19 protein-coding genes and 2 tRNA genes are annotated in these 17,120 nt (G+C 68.4%); 10 read left to right on the top strand and 11 right to left on the bottom strand.

Annotated elements, in window-relative coordinates; all coding sequences use genetic code 11:
• Positions 1–17: 17 nt before the first annotated feature.
• Positions 18–1,091 (bottom strand): M4 family metallopeptidase, encoded by a 1,074-nt coding sequence (locus E9232_RS26895; protein WP_309799356.1) that lies wholly within the window; start codon positions 1,089–1,091, stop codon positions 18–20.
• Between the two features lie 389 nt (positions 1,092–1,480).
• On the bottom strand, positions 1,481–2,173 hold the full coding sequence (locus E9232_RS26890) for a hypothetical protein (RefSeq protein ID WP_309799354.1): 693 nt from the start codon (positions 2,171–2,173) through the stop codon (positions 1,481–1,483).
• 94 nt (positions 2,174–2,267) lie between these two features.
• On the opposite strand from E9232_RS26890, the gene E9232_RS26885 reads away from it, so the two are divergent.
• Positions 2,268–2,948 (top strand): TetR family transcriptional regulator, encoded by a 681-nt coding sequence (locus tag E9232_RS26885; RefSeq protein WP_309799352.1) that lies wholly within the window; start codon positions 2,268–2,270, stop codon positions 2,946–2,948.
• A 210-nt stretch (positions 2,949–3,158) separates the two neighbouring features.
• Positions 3,159–4,139, top strand: a complete 981-nt coding sequence (locus E9232_RS26880) for a hypothetical protein (protein WP_309799350.1) — start codon at positions 3,159–3,161, stop codon at positions 4,137–4,139.
• Positions 4,140–4,202: 63 nt separating this feature from the next.
• Here the strand turns inward: E9232_RS26880 and E9232_RS26875 are convergent, their stop codons facing one another.
• A complete protein-coding gene (locus tag E9232_RS26875) occupies positions 4,203–5,345 on the bottom strand; it encodes an epoxide hydrolase family protein (RefSeq protein WP_309799348.1) in 1,143 nt (380 codons plus the stop codon).
• A gap of 231 nt (positions 5,346–5,576) precedes the next feature.
• Here E9232_RS26875 and E9232_RS26870 point away from each other — a divergent pair, with 231 nt between their 5' ends.
• The 5 genes from E9232_RS26870 (at position 5,577) to E9232_RS26850 (ending at position 9,100) form a co-directional block, all read left to right on the top strand.
• Positions 5,577–5,732 (top strand): hypothetical protein, encoded by a 156-nt coding sequence (locus E9232_RS26870; RefSeq protein ID WP_309799346.1) that lies wholly within the window; start codon positions 5,577–5,579, stop codon positions 5,730–5,732.
• 167 nt (positions 5,733–5,899) lie between these two features.
• Complete coding sequence (locus E9232_RS26865) at positions 5,900–6,103, top strand: hypothetical protein (RefSeq protein WP_309799344.1); 204 nt, start codon at positions 5,900–5,902, stop codon at positions 6,101–6,103.
• Positions 6,104–6,434: 331 nt separating this feature from the next.
• Entirely contained in the window at positions 6,435–7,238 is an 804-nt protein-coding gene (locus E9232_RS26860; protein ID WP_309799343.1) for an ABC transporter permease, read from the top strand.
• A gap of 57 nt (positions 7,239–7,295) precedes the next feature.
• The gene (locus E9232_RS26855; protein WP_309799341.1) at positions 7,296–8,273 is read left to right on the top strand and encodes an ABC transporter substrate-binding protein; all 978 of its coding nucleotides are present in this window, start codon (positions 7,296–7,298) and stop codon (positions 8,271–8,273) included.
• An 11-nt stretch (positions 8,274–8,284) separates the two neighbouring features.
• Positions 8,285–9,100: an ABC transporter ATP-binding protein gene (locus tag E9232_RS26850; RefSeq protein ID WP_309799339.1), complete on the top strand. Its 816-nt coding sequence runs from the start codon at positions 8,285–8,287 to the stop codon at positions 9,098–9,100.
• A 49-nt stretch (positions 9,101–9,149) separates the two neighbouring features.
• Here E9232_RS26850 and E9232_RS26845 read toward each other — a convergent pair whose 3' ends face one another.
• Genes E9232_RS26845 through E9232_RS26830 form a run of 4 tightly spaced genes read right to left on the bottom strand, consistent with a single transcriptional unit; the run spans position 9,150 to position 11,655 of the window.
• Positions 9,150–9,587, bottom strand: a complete 438-nt coding sequence (locus E9232_RS26845; RefSeq protein WP_309799337.1) for a DUF2948 family protein — start codon at positions 9,585–9,587, stop codon at positions 9,150–9,152.
• 4 nt (positions 9,588–9,591) lie between these two features.
• Complete coding sequence (gene murA, locus E9232_RS26840) at positions 9,592–10,875, bottom strand: UDP-N-acetylglucosamine 1-carboxyvinyltransferase (protein ID WP_309799335.1); 1,284 nt, start codon at positions 10,873–10,875, stop codon at positions 9,592–9,594.
• Between the two features lie 36 nt (positions 10,876–10,911).
• Positions 10,912–11,457 (bottom strand): dCTP deaminase, encoded by a 546-nt coding sequence (dcd, locus tag E9232_RS26835; RefSeq protein WP_374710659.1) that lies wholly within the window; start codon positions 11,455–11,457, stop codon positions 10,912–10,914.
• Between the two features lie 12 nt (positions 11,458–11,469).
• Entirely contained in the window at positions 11,470–11,655 is a 186-nt protein-coding gene (locus E9232_RS26830; protein WP_309799331.1) for a hypothetical protein, read from the bottom strand.
• 112 nt (positions 11,656–11,767) lie between these two features.
• On the opposite strand from E9232_RS26830, the gene E9232_RS26825 reads away from it, so the two are divergent.
• Together E9232_RS26825 and E9232_RS26820 are read left to right on the top strand one after the other, a co-directional pair.
• A tRNA-Thr gene (locus E9232_RS26825) sits at positions 11,768–11,842 on the top strand.
• A 135-nt stretch (positions 11,843–11,977) separates the two neighbouring features.
• Positions 11,978–12,052: transfer RNA gene (locus E9232_RS26820), tRNA-Thr, on the top strand.
• A 400-nt stretch (positions 12,053–12,452) separates the two neighbouring features.
• On the opposite strand, the gene E9232_RS26815 is transcribed toward E9232_RS26820, so the two are convergent.
• From E9232_RS26815 to E9232_RS26800, 4 genes are all read right to left on the bottom strand, one after another.
• Positions 12,453–12,659: a hypothetical protein gene (locus tag E9232_RS26815; protein ID WP_309799329.1), complete on the bottom strand. Its 207-nt coding sequence runs from the start codon at positions 12,657–12,659 to the stop codon at positions 12,453–12,455.
• Positions 12,660–13,028: 369 nt separating this feature from the next.
• The gene (locus E9232_RS26810) at positions 13,029–14,612 is read right to left on the bottom strand and encodes a cisplatin damage response ATP-dependent DNA ligase (RefSeq protein ID WP_309799327.1); all 1,584 of its coding nucleotides are present in this window, start codon (positions 14,610–14,612) and stop codon (positions 13,029–13,031) included.
• Positions 14,609–15,643: a ligase-associated DNA damage response exonuclease gene (locus E9232_RS26805; RefSeq protein ID WP_309799325.1), complete on the bottom strand. Its 1,035-nt coding sequence runs from the start codon at positions 15,641–15,643 to the stop codon at positions 14,609–14,611. Before E9232_RS26805 ends, E9232_RS26810 begins: the two co-directional genes overlap by 4 nt.
• Positions 15,644–15,669: 26 nt before the next feature.
• Positions 15,670–16,092 carry a hypothetical protein gene (locus E9232_RS26800; protein ID WP_309799323.1) on the bottom strand — a complete coding sequence of 141 codons (423 nt, stop codon included), beginning with the start codon at positions 16,090–16,092 and terminating at the stop codon, positions 15,670–15,672.
• 100 nt (positions 16,093–16,192) lie between these two features.
• Between E9232_RS26800 and E9232_RS26795 the strand changes: the two genes are divergently transcribed.
• Positions 16,193–17,119, top strand: coding sequence for a PfkB family carbohydrate kinase (locus E9232_RS26795; RefSeq protein ID WP_309799321.1), 927 nt, complete (start codon positions 16,193–16,195; stop codon positions 17,117–17,119).
• The last annotated feature ends 1 nt before the right edge of the window (position 17,120 follow it).

Genomic DNA, 17,120 nt, shown 5'->3' with positions numbered 1-17,120 from the left:
CCGTTCCTTGCAAAGCGTCAGCTGGTCGGCACCCCGACCTGCTTCCAGGCGTCGGCCACCGCCTTGACCTCGGCCTTCTTCGACCCCGGCAGCCGGGCCGCGACATCCACCGTCACCGCGGCGAAATCGGCGAATTTGGTGGTGTCGGTCACCCGGGCGTCACGCACCGCATCATACCAGATCCGGCCCGCCCGCTCCCAGGCATAGCCGCCGATGGCGGTGGCGGCGAGAGTGAAGGCCCGGTTCGGGATGCCGGAGTTGATGTGGACGCCGCCATTGTCCTGCATGGTGTCGACATAGTCCTTCATGTGACCGGGCTGGCGGTCGCGGCCCAGCACCGGGTCGTCATAGGCGGTGCCCGGCGCCTTCATCGACCGCAACCCGATGCCCTGGACCTTCTTGGTCAGGAGCCCCGCGCCGATGATCCAGTCGGCCTTGTCGGCGGTCTGCTTCAGCACCCATTGCTTGATCAGCGAGCCCCAGACGTCGGACAGGGATTCGTTCAGCGCGCCCGGCTGCTGCATGTAGACGAGGCCGGCCTCGTCCTCGGTGACGCCATGGCCGAGCTCATGGCCGATGACGTCGAGCGAACTGGTGAAGCGGTTGAACAGGTCGCCGTCGCCATCGCCGAACACCATGCGCTGGCCGTTCCAGAAGGCGTTGTTGTAGCGGTCGCCGTAATGCACGGTGGCGTCCAGCGCCATGCCGTCGTCGTCGATCGAGTTGCGCCGGTAGGCCTGCAGGAAGAAATCGAAGGTGTGGCCCAGCCCGTCATAGGCTTCGTCGGCCGCGACGTCGCCGGACGGCCCCTGCCCTTCGGCGCGCACCAGCTTGCCCGGCAGGCCCTCGCCGCCATCGGCGGTGTAGATGCTGCGCTGCCGCGACGGCGGCAAGGCCAGCTTGCGGCTGCGGCGCGCCGACAGGCTCTGGGCCACGGCCAGCTGGGCCCGCATCGACCGCAGGGTGCTGTCGATGCCCAGCGCGCGGCTGGCCGCCGCCTTCTGCGCCTTGCTGCCGTTGGCGAGCACCGAGCGCAACAGATAGGGCGGCAGGATGCAGAAGATCGAATGGCGATGGTGACGGGTGCACATGGGGCTCTCCCTGTTCCAACCGACGATCATCCCGCGAACCGGGCCCGTGACCGCATCATAGGAAGCAAAACCGCGATGCCGCTACTGGTTCCCGGCTTCGGTCGGGCCGCCCCCTCCGTCATCGCGAGAAACGAAGCGACGCGGCGATCCATGCCAGGCGGCGCGATGGATTGCTTCGTCGGCTTCGCCTCCTCGCAACGACGATTGGGGGGAACCGGTCCGAGCCTCGTAGGTTGGGTTCGCTTTTGCGAACCCAACAATGACCCAGGCCGCGGGGTGTCGGGTTCGTAAGTGCGAACCCAACCTACGCCTGACGCGCAAGCGCCTCCGGCCTCTTCCGCAGGGCGGGAGAGGCAACGCAAACGGTTTCGCAGCGGACGACCCGGCGCTCAGCTGGTGTCGACCTCGTCGCGCATCAGCGCGTGGTCTGCCTCGCTCATCCAGTCCTGCCGGGGGATCCAGCGGGCCGGGGGCTTCCAGCTGGGCGGCGTCCCCTTGGGCTGATAGTCGTCGCCATCCTTGGCCGGATCAGCCCCCTCCCGCCAGGTCTGCGGCCACCGTCCGGGGCCCGGCATCAGCCGGAGGTGCCGGAAGATCCGGACGAACAGCTCGTGGGGCGACGCGGCGTCAAGCTCGGCGTCGAGCCTCTCGCTCTCCCGCAGCTGCTCCTGCAGCCGGTCCCGCATCGCTTTGATCGGTGCCTGCGCGCCGCCATTGTCGGTGAGGTCGATCGCGACCGTGGCCACGCGCTCGACCAGACGGCGGCGGCGCCAGCGGCGGTCGCGCACGGCCTGGGCCTCGGCGGCCCGGGCTCGGTGGGCGTCGCGGACCTTCTCCACCATCGCCAGGGTCAGGCGCACGGCGCGGGCGCCGCGGGTAAACATCAGCATGAAATCGGGGCTGGCGGAGCCAGTGTCCGCAGCGGCAGGGGTGGCGGCAATGGCCGCTTCCTGCTGCTGCGCCACCATCCGCACCATCTGCATGCTCAGCTCGGCCAGCTCGCGCAGATGCCCCAGCTCCCAATCCGTCCACTCCTGGTCGGTCGGTGCGGCCTCCGCGGGTGCTGATCGTGCCTTGGTCATGGAACATATCATGAACAAAACGATGCGTTATCGCAATGAACAAATTGTTTACGTCCCCGCTTTTCCCTTCCACCCGCGCCCCGGCTGCGGACAAATGGGCGGAGGCAGCGGGGGCGAGGCTTTGGAGCGGATCGAGGCAGCGGGAAAGATGCGGGTGCGCTGGCAGCGCGACCCGGCCGGCATGCGCCAGCGCATCCTCGACGCCGCGCTGGAGGAGTTCGCCCGCCACGGCTTCGGCGACGCCCGGATCGATCGCATCGCCGCGGCGGCCGGCGCCAACAAGCGCATGCTGTACTACCATGTCGGCAACAAGGAGACGCTGTACCTGGCGGTGCTGGAGGCGGCCTATGCCCGCATCCGCATCGCCGAACGGGCGCTGAACCTGGAGAGCCTGGCGCCGGACGCGGCGATCGCCCGGCTGGTCGAGTTCACCTGGAGCTATTTCCTGGAGCACCCGGAATTCCTGACCCTGCTGAACCAGGAGAACCTGTACCAGGGCCGGCACCTGCGCCGGTCGGACAGCGTCCGGCCGCTGCACTCTCCCTTCGTCGGGATGATCGGCGAGGTGCTGGCCCGCGGCGTGGCCGCCGGCGCCTTCCGCCCCGGCATCGACCCGGTGCAGCTCTACATCTCGATCGCCGGGCTGGCGTATTTCTACGTGTCCAACCGCTGGACCCTCGGCGTCATCTTCGACCGCGACCTGTTCGAGGCCGAGGCCCGGGCCGAGCGCCTGGCCCATATGACCGATCTGGTGCTGTCGGCGCTGCGGCGGTGAGGACGACCGTCCACAAGGGACAGAAAGCGGTCACCTAGCATAACTCATCGGATGGCTGGTTTACGCTAAACGGAAGGTGCGTCAGCATCCCGAGCGAGATGCTCGACCGGTCGGCGCGTCGATCATGTCCAGAAGCGTAGAGTTGCGATTGATCTGAATGAGCCAATCCAAAGGGCCACCATTCCGAGCTATCTCGGTGCTGAGGATGTCATGTCCGACGATTATGCTTACAACCTTGCCCAATGTGATGTTCCTGTGGAACGGCGGCCTGCGCTTGAGTCCTATCGCGCCAGACGACGCATATGGCTTTCTTGGATAGATACGGATGAACACCATGCAATATGGAATACGTTGCATTCAATGATCTGGGCTGAAGTTTCTCTCAAATTTCTATCAAATTTTGCATCCCTGAATGATGAGAATCCTCTCAATAATTACGTCATGGTTGACCTAATCCTCGGCGGTTATGTCGCCAGACAAACTCTAGCGATACGAAGGCTGATGGAGCAGACACAAAAGGACCGAATATCAATACGAAGACTTGTATCTGAGATTAAGCGCAATTTTTCTTTGTTCACACGGGAAAACTATGTTTGCTTTGATGGCCTGCCTTATGACTACGAGGCAGTTAGGCATGCACGCTTGCTCAATTATACCAAAGGCCAGAGCCAAGCAGGCGTTTGGGTGCCAACTGCCGGTCCGGAAGCTGACGGCAGCTCTGAATCAGCTCATGTACAGTTCGATAGATTAGCCGGTATTGACCCGGCCTCGCGAAGCCGCGAGGACTGCCTCCCGCTCTCTCTTATAACGACGATTGAAAAGTGGCTCGAAGATAGCGGTGCTGACGACCTAGCGAAGTGGAGCGATGCCTACCTCGCTCACTCGGGTGGACCAGAATCGAGAAGGAAAACTCCGGACCTCAAGATAACCGCTGACAAGTTCACAAAGGCAATCAAGGGCCTCGTGCGCGTGACTGAAGCGATATCGGCATGTCTTCTTTTCGCTGGTGGCCGATCCGGCTCGTTGATGCCAGTCGCGCAGTTCGACCTGTTCGAGAAACTGGACAAACCCATTGTGGAGCCAGGGGCCAATGATGCCGCCTATGAGCTTTGGCACAAGCTCAGCGATACGTGGGATATCTGCGCCGACGGCGTGGATGTGGAACTGATCGGCAACGAGAAGGCGAAATGACAGCACCTCGGTTCTAAACAGCGCACCAGTCGCCAGCAGTGGCCCGCAAGAGGCCGAATCCCGTCACCGCAGCGGCCGGAAGAAGTCCTGGATGTCGCGGGCCAGCGCCTCGGGCTGTTCCAGCGCCGCGAAATGGCCGCCGCGCTCCATCACCGTCCAGTGGCGCAGATCGGTGAACACCCGCTCCGCCACCACCCGCGGCGGCCGCAGGATCTCCCTGGGGAAGACGGCATGGCCGGCGGGCACGCCGACCGTCGCGCCGGCCGGGATCGGCAGCGCGCCGTGCTGGCGGGCGTAGTACAGCCAGAAGGATGGGCCGATCGTGCCGGTGAACCAGTACAGCGCGATGTCGGCCAGCATGGCGTCGCGCGGCACGGCGTCGACCCCGCCATCCGCCCAGGCCTGGAACTTCTCGGCGATCCAGGCGGCCAGCCCGGCCGGGGAATCGGTCAGGGCGAAGGCCGGGGTCTGCGGCCGGGTGCCCTGCAGGACGGCGTAGGCGCGGCTGTCGCGGTCCCATTCCGCCAGCTGCTCGAGATACTCCCGCTCCTCCGGCACCGGATCGTCGCGGCGCAGGGCCGACCCGACCAGGCCGGACAGCAGGTTGAAGTGCACGCCGATCATCCGCCCGGGGTGGCGGTGGGCCAGGCTGCCGGTGATGAAGGCGCCCCAGTCGCCGCCCTGCGCCCCGAAGCGCCGGTAGCCCAGCACATCGGTCATCAGCCCGGCGAACAGATCCGCCGCCTCCGGCGGCCCGAACCGCCTCTGCCCCGGCGCGAAGGACAGGCCGTAGCCCGGCAGCGACGGCGCCACCACGGTGAAGGCATCGGCCGGGTCGCCACCGAACCGGGCCGGGTCGGTCAGGCGCGGGATGATGTCGGTGAACTCGAACACCGATCCCGGCCAGCCATGCGACAGCAGCAGCGGCATCGGGGCCGGTCCCTGCCCCGGGACATGGAGGTAGTGCAGGCCGATGCCGCCGAGCGGCACCTTGAACTGCGGGAACGCGTTCAGCCGGGCCTCCGCCGCCCGCCAGTCGAAGCCGTCGCGCCAATAGGCGACCAGCTCCTGCACCCAGGCGACGTCGGCGCCGGCCGACCAGGGCTCGCCGGGCGCCGCATCGGGCCAGCGGGTGCGCGCCAGGCGGTCGCGCAGATCCGCGATCTCGGCGTCGGGGACATGCAGGGTGAACGGCTCGGGTGCCATGGCGATCTCCGATTCCGGCGTCGATCCAGGCTAGGACCCCGGCCCCCATCGCGGTCAAGCCCGGGCGGGGATCGCCAGCCATGCTTCACCCGTTGACCAGGGTGTCCGGGCTTCTTGTCCAAACATATCATTTTATGCGAGCCTGGAATGGCAGCGCTTGGGCCGGCGAATTTTCCGCCTCGACAGACCCCGGCGTTGCCTCGTCGATTTCGACATCATGAGGAGATCGTCATGTCAGGTCCGAAAAATCCGGAAACCAACACTGCCAAGCCCGCGCCGGCCGCAAAAACGCCACCGGCAGAGGGCCAGGTTCCGAAGGCCAATAAGGCCAAGCCGAAGCCGGGGCTCGTCAGCGAGGCTCCCTATTCACCGTTGTTGATCAAGTAGACCCGGATAAAGCCAGATCGTACCGCTGGCACTTCGTGCGGCCGCGCCCGCTCCAGACGGGTGAGCGCGGCCGCTCAAATCGGGCAGCGGCGTGCTGCGGCCTGCGAATTTCAGGCCCTGTCGCCCGAGCCTTGCCGAGTGCATTTCGATGCCGTGAGGAGATCGTCATGACAGCAAAGAAACCCGACGATGCGACCAAGACCGCGAACCAACGGTCCGGCGCCTGGACCGATATGAGACCGCTCGATATGGCGAGCAAGCCGGCGGCCGATAATGCCGGTGCGCCGAAAAAGCCGAAGATCAACAAAGACGACGTCAGGCCGCCGCCGGGAATTTCTCCTGACAACTGGGACGGCGGGGAGCCCGAATAAACGACGCTCCGCGTGGTTGAACGTCGCCGCGCGGAGCCCTGTCTCCACGAGAGCCGATTGTCTTGCCTCTCCTGATCGCGAGACCCTTTCGGAAATCCCCCACCGTCATTGCGAGCGCAGCGAAGCAATCCATCGGGCCGCTCGCACCGGCGCCATGGATTGCTTCGTCGGCTTCGCCTCCTCGCAATGACGGGGTTGGGAATTGCGAAAGGCCTCGCTCGCGGCCGAGGCCGAAGGCGTGCCCCCTCTTGACCCCCGCCCCGCGCCACAGCAGGATTTAACCAACGAGTTAATTTCTGCCGGGCCCAGCCCAGCGACCGGGGAGACGCCGATGGGAGCGCGCAGCGCCCGAGCCCAGGCCCTGTTGCAGGCCGGCTGGATCAGGCCGTTCGTCCTGCTGCTGATCATCATCGGGCTGTGGGACCTGGCGATCCGGGTGTTCCACCTGCCGCCCTACCAGGTGCCGGCGCCGTGGGACGTGATGGTCACGCTGTGGCGCGATGGGCCCGAGCTGCTGCGCCAGGCGGTGCCGACCACGGTGGCCACGGTGCTGGGCTTCCTGCTGTCGGCCGCCATCGGCATCCCCACCGCGATGCTGATCGCGGGCTCCCGCACGGTCGAGGCCTATGTCTACCCGCTGCTGGTGTTCTCGCAGTCGATCCCCAAGGTGGCGATCGCGCCGCTGTTCGTGGTGTGGTTCGGCTTCGGGCTGGAGCCCAAGGTGATCTCGGCCTTCCTGCTCGCGGTGTTCCCGGTGGTGGTCTCGGCGGTGCAGGGCTTCAAGTCGCTCGACCCCGACACGCTGGACCTCGCCCGCGCCATGGCCGCCAGCCGCTGGCAGGTGTTCCGCATGGTCGGGCTGCCCGCGGCGATGCCGGCGATCTTCTCCGGCCTCAAGGTCGCGGTGACGCTGGCGGTGGTCGGCGCCGTGGTCGGCGAATTCGTCGGCGCCAATTCCGGCATCGGCTTCGTGCTGCAGCGGTCGATCGGCAATTTCGAGCTGCCGACCATGTTCGCGGCGCTGGTGATCCTGGCGCTGCTGGGCGTGATCCTGTTCTGGCTGGTCGACCTGGTCGAGCGGCTGGTGATCCCGTGGCACGCCAGCCGGCGGCGCGACCTGATCCTCGCCGCCTGAGGCGGCGCAACGTCCAAGCCGCCCGAGGCGGCGCAAAGTCCGAAGGGGGAGGAACCGATGATCCGCACTCTGCTCGCCGCGCTGGCCCTGGTGCTCGCCGCCGGCACCGCCCAGGCGGCCGACAAGGTCGTGCTGATGCTGAACTGGTACGTCTATGGCGAGCACGCGCCGTTCTTCTACGGCAAGGCCCGCGGCTTCTACGCCGACCAGGGCATCGACCTGGAGATCCAGGAGGGCCGCGGCTCGGCCATGACCGCCCAGGCGGTGGCCGCCGGCACCGTCGGCTTCGGCTATTTCGACGTGCCGACCATGATCAAGGCCGCGGCCAAGGGCGCGCCGCTGGTCTCGGTCGGGGTGCTCTTGCAGAAGAGCCCGATGTCGGTGATGGGCTTCACCGACAAAAACATCCGCACGCCTGATGACATCAAGGGCAAGACCGTGGCCACCACGCCGGGCGATTCGCTGTCGCAGATCTGGCCGTTCTTCCTGCAGAAGACCGGGCTGCAGGAGAGCGACTTCAAGACCGTCTCGGGCGACGCCCAGACCAAGCTGAACGCCGTGATCAACGGCCAGGCCGACCTGCTGCTGGGCTATTCGATGGACCAGAGCATGAAGATCAAGGATGCCACCGGCAAGGACGTCACCCCGATCCTGTTCGCCGATTACGGGGTCAACATGGTGTCGTCCGGCATCGTCGTGACCAAGGATCTGGTGGCGGAGAACCCGGACCTGATCCGGCGCTTCATGGCGGCCACCACCCAGTCGGTCGAGGCGGCGGAGAAGGCGCCGGCCGAGGCCACCGCCGCGGTGCTGGAGGCGCTGCCCAAAGCAGGCAAGCCGGCGACGCTGCAGGAGGGCTTCGAGCGCACCATCCCGCTGTACCGCACCGACGAGACCAAGGCCGAGCGGCCGTTCCACGTCACCGACGCCAACATGGCCGCTAGCGTGGCGCTGCTGATCCAGTATGGCGGCGTCGCCGCCGACGCGGCGCCCGACCCGAAGGCGTTCTACACCAACGACTTCCTGCCGAAATGAGCGGAAGCGGCATGACCAGGCCTGGCCTGCGCGTGGTCGAGACGGCGGAGGCATCGCGGCCGGCGGTGATCGCGGTCGAGGGCGTGTCGAAGACCTATCGCGGCCGCGACGGCGAGGTGCCGTCGCTGGCGCCGCTGGACTTCACCATCGACGAGGGCGAGTTCCTGGTGCTGGTCGGCCCGTCCGGCTGCGGCAAGTCCACCCTGCTGAAGCTGATCGCCGGCCTGCTGCCGCCCAGCACCGGCCGCATCCGCCTGGCCGGGCGCGAGGTCGCCAAGCCGCATGGCGACGCCGGCATCGTGTTCCAGAACGCGCTGCTGCTGCCGTGGCGCAGCGTGCTGGCCAATGTGATGATGCCGGTCGAGGTCAAGCGCCTGCCGCGCGCGCCCTATCTGGAGCGCGCCGGCCAGCTGCTGCGCATGGTCGGGCTGGAGGGGTTCGAGGCCAAGCTGCCCTGGCAGCTCTCCGGCGGCATGCAGCAGCGGGTGTCGCTGTGCCGGGCGCTGGTGACCGACCCGTCGATCGTGCTGATGGACGAGCCCTTCGGCGCGCTCGACGCCATGACCCGCGAGCGGATGAATGTCGAGCTGCAGCGGATCCAGCGCGAGACGCGCAAGACCATCCTCTTGATCACCCATTCGATCCCGGAGGCGGTGTTCCTGGCCGACCGGGTGCTGGTGATGACCGAGCGGCCGGGGTCGATCGCCGCGGTCTACGACGTGCCCCTGCCCAAGCCGCGGTCGCTGGAGGTCATGGGCGACCCCCGCTTCGTCGCCCTGACCCAGCAGATCCGCGGCCATTTCCGCGCCCAGGGCGGGCTGGACTGAGGCTGAGGCGCAAAGGCTGACCGGTCGATCGATCAATCTTAGATAACGCTCAGTCCGGGTGCTGCGGCTTCTGCGGCGTCGGCCAGGGTTCGCCGCGGTCCTCGAGCAGCACGTCGATGCCGCCGCCGGCCAGGCGCAGGCTGGCGTCGCCGGCGAAGCTGAGGACAATGCCGCCCTCATCCGCCGTGATCGCCAGCAGGTCGAGCATCCGGGCCCGGTCGCGCAGGTCGAGGCCGCGGGTCTGGGCCGAGTCGATGCCCTCGAACCGCACGCCGCACAAAGTGCGCTGCCACACCTGCTCGCCCTCGATCACCTCGGCCGGCACCTCCCAGCAGAAGCGGTTCACCGCCATGACGAAGCGGCGCTCGCGGCGCAGGAAGGTGACGTCGTGGACCGGCACGATCGCGTCCTGCAGCGCGGCCGAGAGCACGGCGAGGTCGTCGCTGTCCCGGGCGCGCAGGCGCAGAGGGGTGGTCACCTCGGCCACGGGATCAGTCGGCCTTGATGCGGGTGACGTCGGCGCCGCAGGCGGCCAGCTTCTCCTCCAGCCGCTCGTAGCCGCGGTCGAGGTGGTAGACCCGGTTCAGCAGGGTCTCGCCCTGGGCCACAAGCCCGGCGATGACCAGCGAGACGCTGGCGCGCAGATCGGTCGCCATCACCGGGGCGCCGGTCAGCCTGGGCACGCCGCGCACCAGGGCCGAGGCGCCGTGGATGGTGACGTTGGCACCCATCCGCACCAGCTCGGGCACATGCATGAAGCGATTCTCGAAGATCGTCTCGGTGATCATCGAGGCGCCCTTGGCCATCGTCATCAGCCCCATCATCTGGGCCTGCAGATCGGTGGGGAAGCCGGGATAGGGCTCGGTCATCACGTCGACGCCGACCAGGTCGCCGGTGCGGCGCACCTTGAAGCCGTCCACCGTCGGCTCGAACTCGACCCCGGCGCCGCGCAGCACGTCGGCCGCGGCCTCGATCAGGTGCAGGCTGGTGCCGACCAGCTCGACCTCGCCGCCGGTCGCGGCCGCGGCCATGACATAGGTGCCGGTCTCGATCCGATCGGCGACGATGCGGTGGGTCGCCCGGTGCAGCCGGTCACGGCCCTGGATGCGGATGGTGTCGGTCCCCGCCCCTTCGATCGACGCGCCCATGGCGTTGAGGCAGGCGGCGAGGTCGACGATCTCCGGCTCACGCGCGGCGTTGACCAGCACGGTCTCGCCGCGGGCCAGAGAGGCCGCCATCATCAGGTTCTCGGTGGCGCCGACCGACACCTTGGGGAACACGATGCGGGCGCCCTGCAGCCCGTTGGGGGCGCGGGCGTTGATGTAGCCCTCGGTCACCTCGATCTCGGCGCCCAGCTGCTCCAGCCCCATGATGTGCAGGTCGACCGGCCGGGTGCCGATGGCGCAGCCGCCGGGCAGCGACACCTTGGCGTGGCCCTCGCGCGCCACCAGCGGCCCCAGCACCAGCACGCTGGCGCGCATCTTCCGCACCAGATCATAGGGGGCGGTGGTGCTGCGGATGCGCCGGGCGGTCAGCTCGATCACCCGGCCCTGGGCACCATCCGCGGCGCCGCCGTTCAACGCGATCTCGACCCCGTGCTGGGCCAGCAGCGTCGCCAGGGTCGAGATGTCGGCGAGATGCGGCAGGTTGGTCAGGGTCAGGGTTTCGTCCGACAGCAGCGCCGCCGCCATCAGCGGCAGCGCCGCGTTCTTCGCCCCGCTGATCGCGAGCCGGCCCTGGAGGGGGCGACCGCCCCGGATACGAATCTTGTCCATGATGGCTCCCGCTGGCCCGCCGTTCGAACGATGATGTCAGAGTTTAGGGAGCGTGACGCCCCTTTGGCCCATGTATTTGCCGGCCCGGTCGGCATAGGACACCTCGCAGGGCTGGTCGCCCTTGAGGAACAGGAACTGGCAGGCGCCTTCATTGGCGTAGATCTTGGCCGGCAGCGGCGTGGTGTTGGAGAATTCCAGCGTCACATGGCCCTCCCACTCCGGCTCCAGCGGCGTGACGTTGACGATGATGCCGCAGCGGGCATAGGTCGACTTGCCCAGGCAGATCACCAGCACGTCGCGCGGGATGCGGAAATACTCGACCGTGCGGGCCAGGGCGAAGCTGTTGGGCGGGATGATGCAGACCGGGCCCTTGCGCTCCACGAAGCTCTTCGGATCGAAGTTCTTCGGGTCGACCAGGGCGCTGTCGACATTGGTGAAGACCAGGAACTCGTCGGAGACGCGGGCGTCGTAGCCGTAGCTCGACAGGCCGTAGGAGATGGTGCCCTCGCGCTTCTGCCGCTCGACGAAGGGCTCGATCATAGTGTCCCCGAGCGCCCGCTCGCGGATCCAGATGTCGGACATGATCGTCACGGCCTAACCCCTCGTCTCGTCATCGCGCCCGGTCTCGCCGCCGGCCGCACCCGCTTCGCCCTCGACCGCCGCCCGCCCCCGGCCCTGCGCCTTGCGCCGCGCCAGGTTGGCGCGCAGCGCCGCGGCCTCGCGCTCCTGGCGGGACGGGCTTCCGGGCTTGGCTGTCGGGGGTCGACGCTGATCGGTCATTTCGGCTTTGGTATGGCCGATGCGCCGGCGTTTCGCAACCGGACGAACAAAGATCCGCGAAAGCACTTGCGTCAGGGCCGCCGATGTGGCCGATTGCGCCGCCTTGAAGCGGGCTGCCGTAGCTCAGTGGTAGAGCACTCCCTTGGTAAGGGAGAGGTCCTGAGTTCAATCCTCAGCGGCAGCACCACCTCTCGCGTTCCCTGCCTTGTCGGCGGCGGCGTGAGTCGCAATTCCGGCGATCGGATCCGGGTGGATACGATCACGGAAAAGCGCTTGCACCACCCCCGGCGGTATGGCAGGTTCCGCGCCGCTTCGAAGGCGGGCTGCCGTAGCTCAGTGGTAGAGCACTCCCTTGGTAAGGGAGAGGTCCTGAGTTCAATCCTCAGCGGCAGCACCAGTTCCCGGACTCCCAACCCACCGCGGCCATGTCAGGCATCGTCCCCGGACGACGCCTAGGATTGCTGCTAGGGTCTGGAATTCACCTTATTTTTCTGTCATTGCCCGGCTTGACCGGGCAATCCAGGGGCCCCACGCACCGCTCTCGATAGCCCCTGGATCCTCGGGTCAAGCCCGAGGATGACAAGTGAAGGGGGCGAGATCGCACGGGGACTCGCCCGCCGATTGCCTTTCGCCGCAACCGCTCTACCGCTCTGCCTCAGTGGCGATGCCGATCGCCGACGGCGATGCAATCAGTAACAATGCTGGACTCATCGTCGTCTCTCCACGGCCCGGTCACACGGGCCATGCAGCACTGTGATGGGGATTCGGGACGTCGGCCAGCAGCGGCCGGCGGGTCCTCAGCTGGCGATGCCGATCGCCGGCGGCGCCGCGCGCTCGGTCTGCCGGGCGATGCGCTCCGCCTCGGCGACGGTGCGGAAAATCTGGCCTTCGAGGCCCTGGAACCGGGAATCGGATGCGTAGAAGCGGAAGCCCCGCTTCTGCGCCACGACGATACCGACCGCCTCGCCGGCGACCTCGATCGTGAACGCTTCGGAACGAACCATTGTGAGCTCGACCTCTGGTGGATCGGCGCTCAGCGCCGACCAATGACAGGAGCGGACGGGGAACAGGGCGACATGCCCGTCAGTTCCGCCATCGTCCGACCTTATGATCGGGCCTCTGGAGGGTCGGTTTGGTAGCAGTCGCCAACATCTTACCCATCCGTGTTTCTGCCGTCGGTCCGCGAGAAAGCGTACGACTGCCGCCTTCTTCGGGCGCGGCCTCATCTGCTGGCATCAAGTGCTCGGCGACCTCTCGTGGCGGGCCGTTCTTGCATCGAACCTCTCGCAGCCGGCGATGACTGTCAACGCCTATTACGCGAGCGGTTTGAACAAAATGTTATTGCCAAGTTGAACTAATGTTAAATTGAAGTATTACTCGACAATCATTCGCTCCAACGTCTCCAGGCGATCGGCTTCACCGGCCGGCTTGTCCCAGCGGATGCGGTGCACCCGGGGGAATCGCATTGCGACTCCGGATTTGTGGCGGGTCGAGCGGTGGACGCTGTCGAAGGCCACCTCCAGCACCAGCAGCGGCTCGACCTCGCGCACCGGGCCAAAGCGCTTGACCGTGTGGGCGCGCACCCAGCGGTCGAGCTGCGCCAGCTCCTCGTCGGTGAAGCCGAAATAGGCCTTGCCCACCGGCACCAGCCGGTCGCCCTCCGCCTCCGCCCGCCAGGTGCCGAAGGTATAGTCGGAGTAGAAGGATGACCGCTTGCCGTGGCCGCGCTGGGCGTACATCAGCACGGTGTCGAGGGTCAGGGCGCCGCGCTTCCATTTGAACCACGGTCCCTTCGGCCGGCCGGCGACATAATCGCTGTCGGCCCGCTTCAGCATCAGCCCCTCGATCGCCTGGGCCCGGGCGCCGTCGCGCAGGGCCGCCAGCTCGTCCCAGCTCCCGAACGGGATCAACGGCGACAGGTCCATCCGCACCGGCTGCTCGCGCGCGATCCAAGATTCCAGCCGGATGCGGCGGGCGTCGAGCGGCAGCGGCCGCAGGTCCTCCTCACCCTCGAACAGGATGTCGTAGAGCCGCACCCAGGCGGGATGGTCGGCCAGCATGCGGGCGGTGACGGCCTTGCGGTTCAGCCGCTGCTGCAGGTCGTTGAACGGCGCCACCAGCCCGTCACGCGCCACCAGCAGCTCGCCGTCCAGCACGGCGTGGAAGCGGATGGTGTCGGCGAGGTCCGGGAAGGCGCCGGTGACGTCGTCGCCGCTGCGCGAATAGATCCGCGGCGGCCGGTCGCCGCGGCCGACCACCTGGACCCGGATGCCGTCCCACTTCCATTCGGCGCGGTAGGCCGCCGGGTCCAGCGCCGCGATGTCCTCGGCCTCCAGCGGATGCGCCAGCATCAGCGGGCGGAAGGTGGCGCGGTCACCGATCTCCGGCTTCGGCCCCTGCCCCGACAGCCAGATGAACAGCTCCTCATAGGGCGGCTCCAGCGCGTGCCACAGCTCCTCGATGGCGTCGACCGGCTGCTGCCCCCATTCCGCCAGCGCCACCTTGGCCAGCCGGGCGGAGACGCCGATGCGCAGGTTGCCGGTGATCAGCTTCAGCAGGGCGAAGCGCTCCGACGCCGCCAGCGCGTCGAGCCAGCGCTCGACCAGCATCGGCGCCGCGGCGCGCGAGGTGGCGCGCAGCTCCTCCACCACCTCGGTGATGGTCGGCTGCCGGTTGGCGCCCGGCTTGGGCGGCCAGATCAGCGCCACGGTCTCGGCGAGGTCGCCGACGAAGTCATAGGACCAGCCGAACAGCGTCTCGTCGACCCTTGATGTGGCGAGGCCGCGGATGGTCGAGGCCTTGACCGAGGCGAAGCTCAGTCCCCCGGTCAGGGCCGCCAGCGCCCAGCCGCGGTCGGGATCCGCGGTGTGCTCGAAATAGTCGGCCAGCAGCCGCAGCTTGCCGTTGCGCGACGGCATGTAGACGAGACCCTCGATCAGCGCGGCAAACGCCCTCATGCGCCGTCGTCCTCCTCGAAGCCGATCAGCGCCAGCGCCCGGGCAGCGCGGCCGGTGCTGCGCAGCTGGTGGATGAGCGCCTCCTCGCGGCCATGGGTGACCCAGACCTCGCCGGCCTCGACCTCGTCGATGGTGGCGAGAAGCTCGTCCCAATCGGCATGGTCGGAGATCACCAGCGGCAGCTCGACGCCGCCCTGCCGGGCGCGCTGGCGCACCCGCATCCAGCCCGACGCCGCCGCCACCACCGGATCCGGCAGCCGGCGCGACCAGCGGTCGGCGATGGCCGAGGGCGGCGCCAGCACCACCTGCCCGGCCAGCTCGGCCTTCGACGCCCCGGTGGCCGGCAGCAGCGGGCCCAGCGGCACGCCGAGCGATTCGTAGAGGTCGCACAGGGCTTGCAGCGCGCCATGCAGGTAGATCGGCCGGTCCCAGCCGGCCTGGCGCAGCAGGCAGATCACGCGCTGGCACTTGCCCAGGGAATAGACGCCGACGACATGCGCCCGCTCCGGGAACAGCGCGATCGAATGCAGCAGCCGGGCGATCTCGCCGCTGTCCGGCGGGTGGCGGAACACCGGCAGGCCGAAGGTGGCCTCGGTGACGAACACGTCGCACAGCACCGGCTGGAACGGCCGGCAGGTCGGGTCCGGCCGCCGCTTGTAGTCGCCGGAGAGCACGACCCGGCTGCCGGCATGCTCCAGCACGATCTGGGCCGAGCCGAGCACGTGGCCGGCCGGCACGAAGCTGACATCGACCTCGCCGATCCGCATGGATTCGCCCAGGGCCGCCGGCTGCAGCGTGCCACCGGCGGCGTCGCCGTAGCGAGCACGCATGATCGCCAGCGTCTCCGCCGTCGCCAGCACCGCGGCGTTGTTGGGCCGGGCATGGTCGGAATGGCCATGGGTGACCAGCGCCCGCGGGACCGGCCGCATCGGGTCGACATGGAAGCCGCCGGGCACCACGAAGAGGCCCTCGGGCTGCACTCGGATCCATTGGTCGGGGCGTGGATTCGGCATGGCTCGACGATAGGACATGGACCGGGCCGGCGCCAAATCCAGCCCTAGTCGGCGGACGCCACCGGGGCCGGTTTGCAGCCAATCCCGTCATCGGCCACCCGCTTGCCCAGCCAGATCCCGGCGAGGCGGTCGGCGACATACCATTTGCCGCTGAACCCGGTGCCGCCCTCCTTGAACGCGAAGATCACGCTGCCGGTGCCGAACTTGTCGGTCCAGACGAAGCGGTGGCGGTCGCCGCCCAGGGCCTGGCCGTCGCTCAGCATCCCGTCATAGGGACCGGCGCTGGCGTCGACGATGTGGTAGCAGCCGCCATGCCGCTCGGGCAGGAAAGTCAGGGTCGACGGCGCCAGCGCGCCGCCGGAGGTGACCTGGCCGCGATAGGTCCCCGACGGCCCGGCCGAGGTCTGGGCCAGGGCCGGAGCGGTGAGCCCGAACAGCAGGGCGCAGAGCAGCAGAAGCCTTCGCATGGGCTGGATGCTGCCGGTTGCGGGGCCGCGCCGCAACCCCGGATCTTGCGTTTCGCCGGAACCGGACGCAGGGTGCGGCCGAGTCCGGCGAGAGATCCTGATGACGCTGCCCGTCTGGTGCTTCGGCGCCGCCAACATCGACCGCCAGGCCCGCGCCCACCGCACCGTCCGGCTGGGCACCTCGAATCCGGTGACGATCCGCACCAGCCTGGGCGGCGTCGCCCGCAACGTGGCCGAGACCCTGGCGCGGCTGGGTCTGCCGGTCGGGCTGGTCAGCCGCATGGGGTCCGACCCGTCGGCCGAGCGCATCCTGGCGGCGATGGTCCGGCTGGGCCTCGACCTGTCCCAGGTCACCCGGTCGGCGACCAGCGGCACCGCCAGCTACACCGCAGTGCTGGAGCCCGGCGGCGAGATGACGGTCGCGATCGCCGACATGGGCATCTATGACGAGATAGGCCCGGCGGTGCTGGCCCCGGCCCTGGCGGCGGCGGAAGCGGCGTCGGCCTGGTTCGTCGACGCCAACCTGCCGGCCGACGGGATCGCGGCGATCCTGGTCCATCCCGGCCGGCCCGCGCTGGTCGCGGTCGACGCCGTGTCCTCGCCGAAATCCGAGAAGCTGCGCGGCATGCTCGACCGCATCGGCCTGCTGTGCCTCAACCGCGACGAGGCCGAGGCCATCACCGGCCATCCCGTCAGCGACGAGGCCACCGCCTGGGCGGCGCTGCGCCGGCTGCGCGCCGCCGGCGTCGCCCGCGTCGTGCTGAACCGCGGCGGCGACGGCGCCCTGATCGCCGATGCCGTGGGCGAGGCCGCCATCCCCGCCTGCCCGGCCGACCTGGTCGACGTCACCGGCGCCGGCGACGCCGCCGCGGCCGGCACGCTCTACGGCCTGGTCACCGGCCTGGCCCTGCCCGACGCCGCCCGGCTGGGCCGCGCCGCCGCGGCGCTGGCGCTGGAGGCGCCGACCGCCGTGCCCGAAACCCTGACCGCCGACGCGCTGCGCCGGCGCGCCCTGCTCTCCGCCTGAG

Source organism: Inquilinus ginsengisoli, from assembly GCF_031453975.1.
GTDB lineage: Bacteria > Pseudomonadota > Alphaproteobacteria > DSM-16000 > Inquilinaceae > Inquilinus > Inquilinus ginsengisoli_A.
This window is presented reverse-complemented; position numbering and strand designations above follow the sequence as displayed.

What these genes read in the sequence shown, in the direction of transcription:
- E9232_RS26880 (WP_309799350.1), top strand. Translation starts at nt 3,159, where the DNA reads ATGTCCGACGATTATGCTTACAACCTTGCCCAATGTGATGTTCCTGTG.
- E9232_RS26815 (WP_309799329.1), bottom strand. Translation starts at nt 12,659, where the DNA reads ATGGTTCGTTCCGAAGCGTTCACGATCGAGGTCGCCGGCGAGGCGGTC.
- E9232_RS26805 (WP_309799325.1), bottom strand. Translation starts at nt 15,643, where the DNA reads ATGTCCTATCGTCGAGCCATGCCGAATCCACGCCCCGACCAATGGATC.
- E9232_RS26800 (WP_309799323.1), bottom strand. Translation starts at nt 16,092, where the DNA reads ATGCGAAGGCTTCTGCTGCTCTGCGCCCTGCTGTTCGGGCTCACCGCT.
- E9232_RS26855 (WP_309799341.1), top strand. Translation starts at nt 7,296, where the DNA reads ATGATCCGCACTCTGCTCGCCGCGCTGGCCCTGGTGCTCGCCGCCGGC.
- E9232_RS26885 (WP_309799352.1), top strand. Translation starts at nt 2,268, where the DNA reads ATGGGCGGAGGCAGCGGGGGCGAGGCTTTGGAGCGGATCGAGGCAGCG.
- E9232_RS26810 (WP_309799327.1), bottom strand. Translation starts at nt 14,612, where the DNA reads ATGAGGGCGTTTGCCGCGCTGATCGAGGGTCTCGTCTACATGCCGTCG.
- murA (WP_309799335.1), bottom strand. Translation starts at nt 10,875, where the DNA reads ATGGACAAGATTCGTATCCGGGGCGGTCGCCCCCTCCAGGGCCGGCTC.
- E9232_RS26795 (WP_309799321.1), top strand. Translation starts at nt 16,193, where the DNA reads ATGACGCTGCCCGTCTGGTGCTTCGGCGCCGCCAACATCGACCGCCAG.
- E9232_RS26890 (WP_309799354.1), bottom strand. Translation starts at nt 2,173, where the DNA reads ATGACCAAGGCACGATCAGCACCCGCGGAGGCCGCACCGACCGACCAG.
- E9232_RS26830 (WP_309799331.1), bottom strand. Translation starts at nt 11,655, where the DNA reads ATGACCGATCAGCGTCGACCCCCGACAGCCAAGCCCGGAAGCCCGTCC.
- dcd (WP_374710659.1), bottom strand. Translation starts at nt 11,457, where the DNA reads ATGTCCGACATCTGGATCCGCGAGCGGGCGCTCGGGGACACTATGATC.
- E9232_RS26860 (WP_309799343.1), top strand. Translation starts at nt 6,435, where the DNA reads ATGGGAGCGCGCAGCGCCCGAGCCCAGGCCCTGTTGCAGGCCGGCTGG.
- E9232_RS26875 (WP_309799348.1), bottom strand. Translation starts at nt 5,345, where the DNA reads ATGGCACCCGAGCCGTTCACCCTGCATGTCCCCGACGCCGAGATCGCG.
- E9232_RS26895 (WP_309799356.1), bottom strand. Translation starts at nt 1,091, where the DNA reads ATGTGCACCCGTCACCATCGCCATTCGATCTTCTGCATCCTGCCGCCC.
- E9232_RS26850 (WP_309799339.1), top strand. Translation starts at nt 8,285, where the DNA reads ATGACCAGGCCTGGCCTGCGCGTGGTCGAGACGGCGGAGGCATCGCGG.
- E9232_RS26870 (WP_309799346.1), top strand. Translation starts at nt 5,577, where the DNA reads ATGTCAGGTCCGAAAAATCCGGAAACCAACACTGCCAAGCCCGCGCCG.
- E9232_RS26865 (WP_309799344.1), top strand. Translation starts at nt 5,900, where the DNA reads ATGACAGCAAAGAAACCCGACGATGCGACCAAGACCGCGAACCAACGG.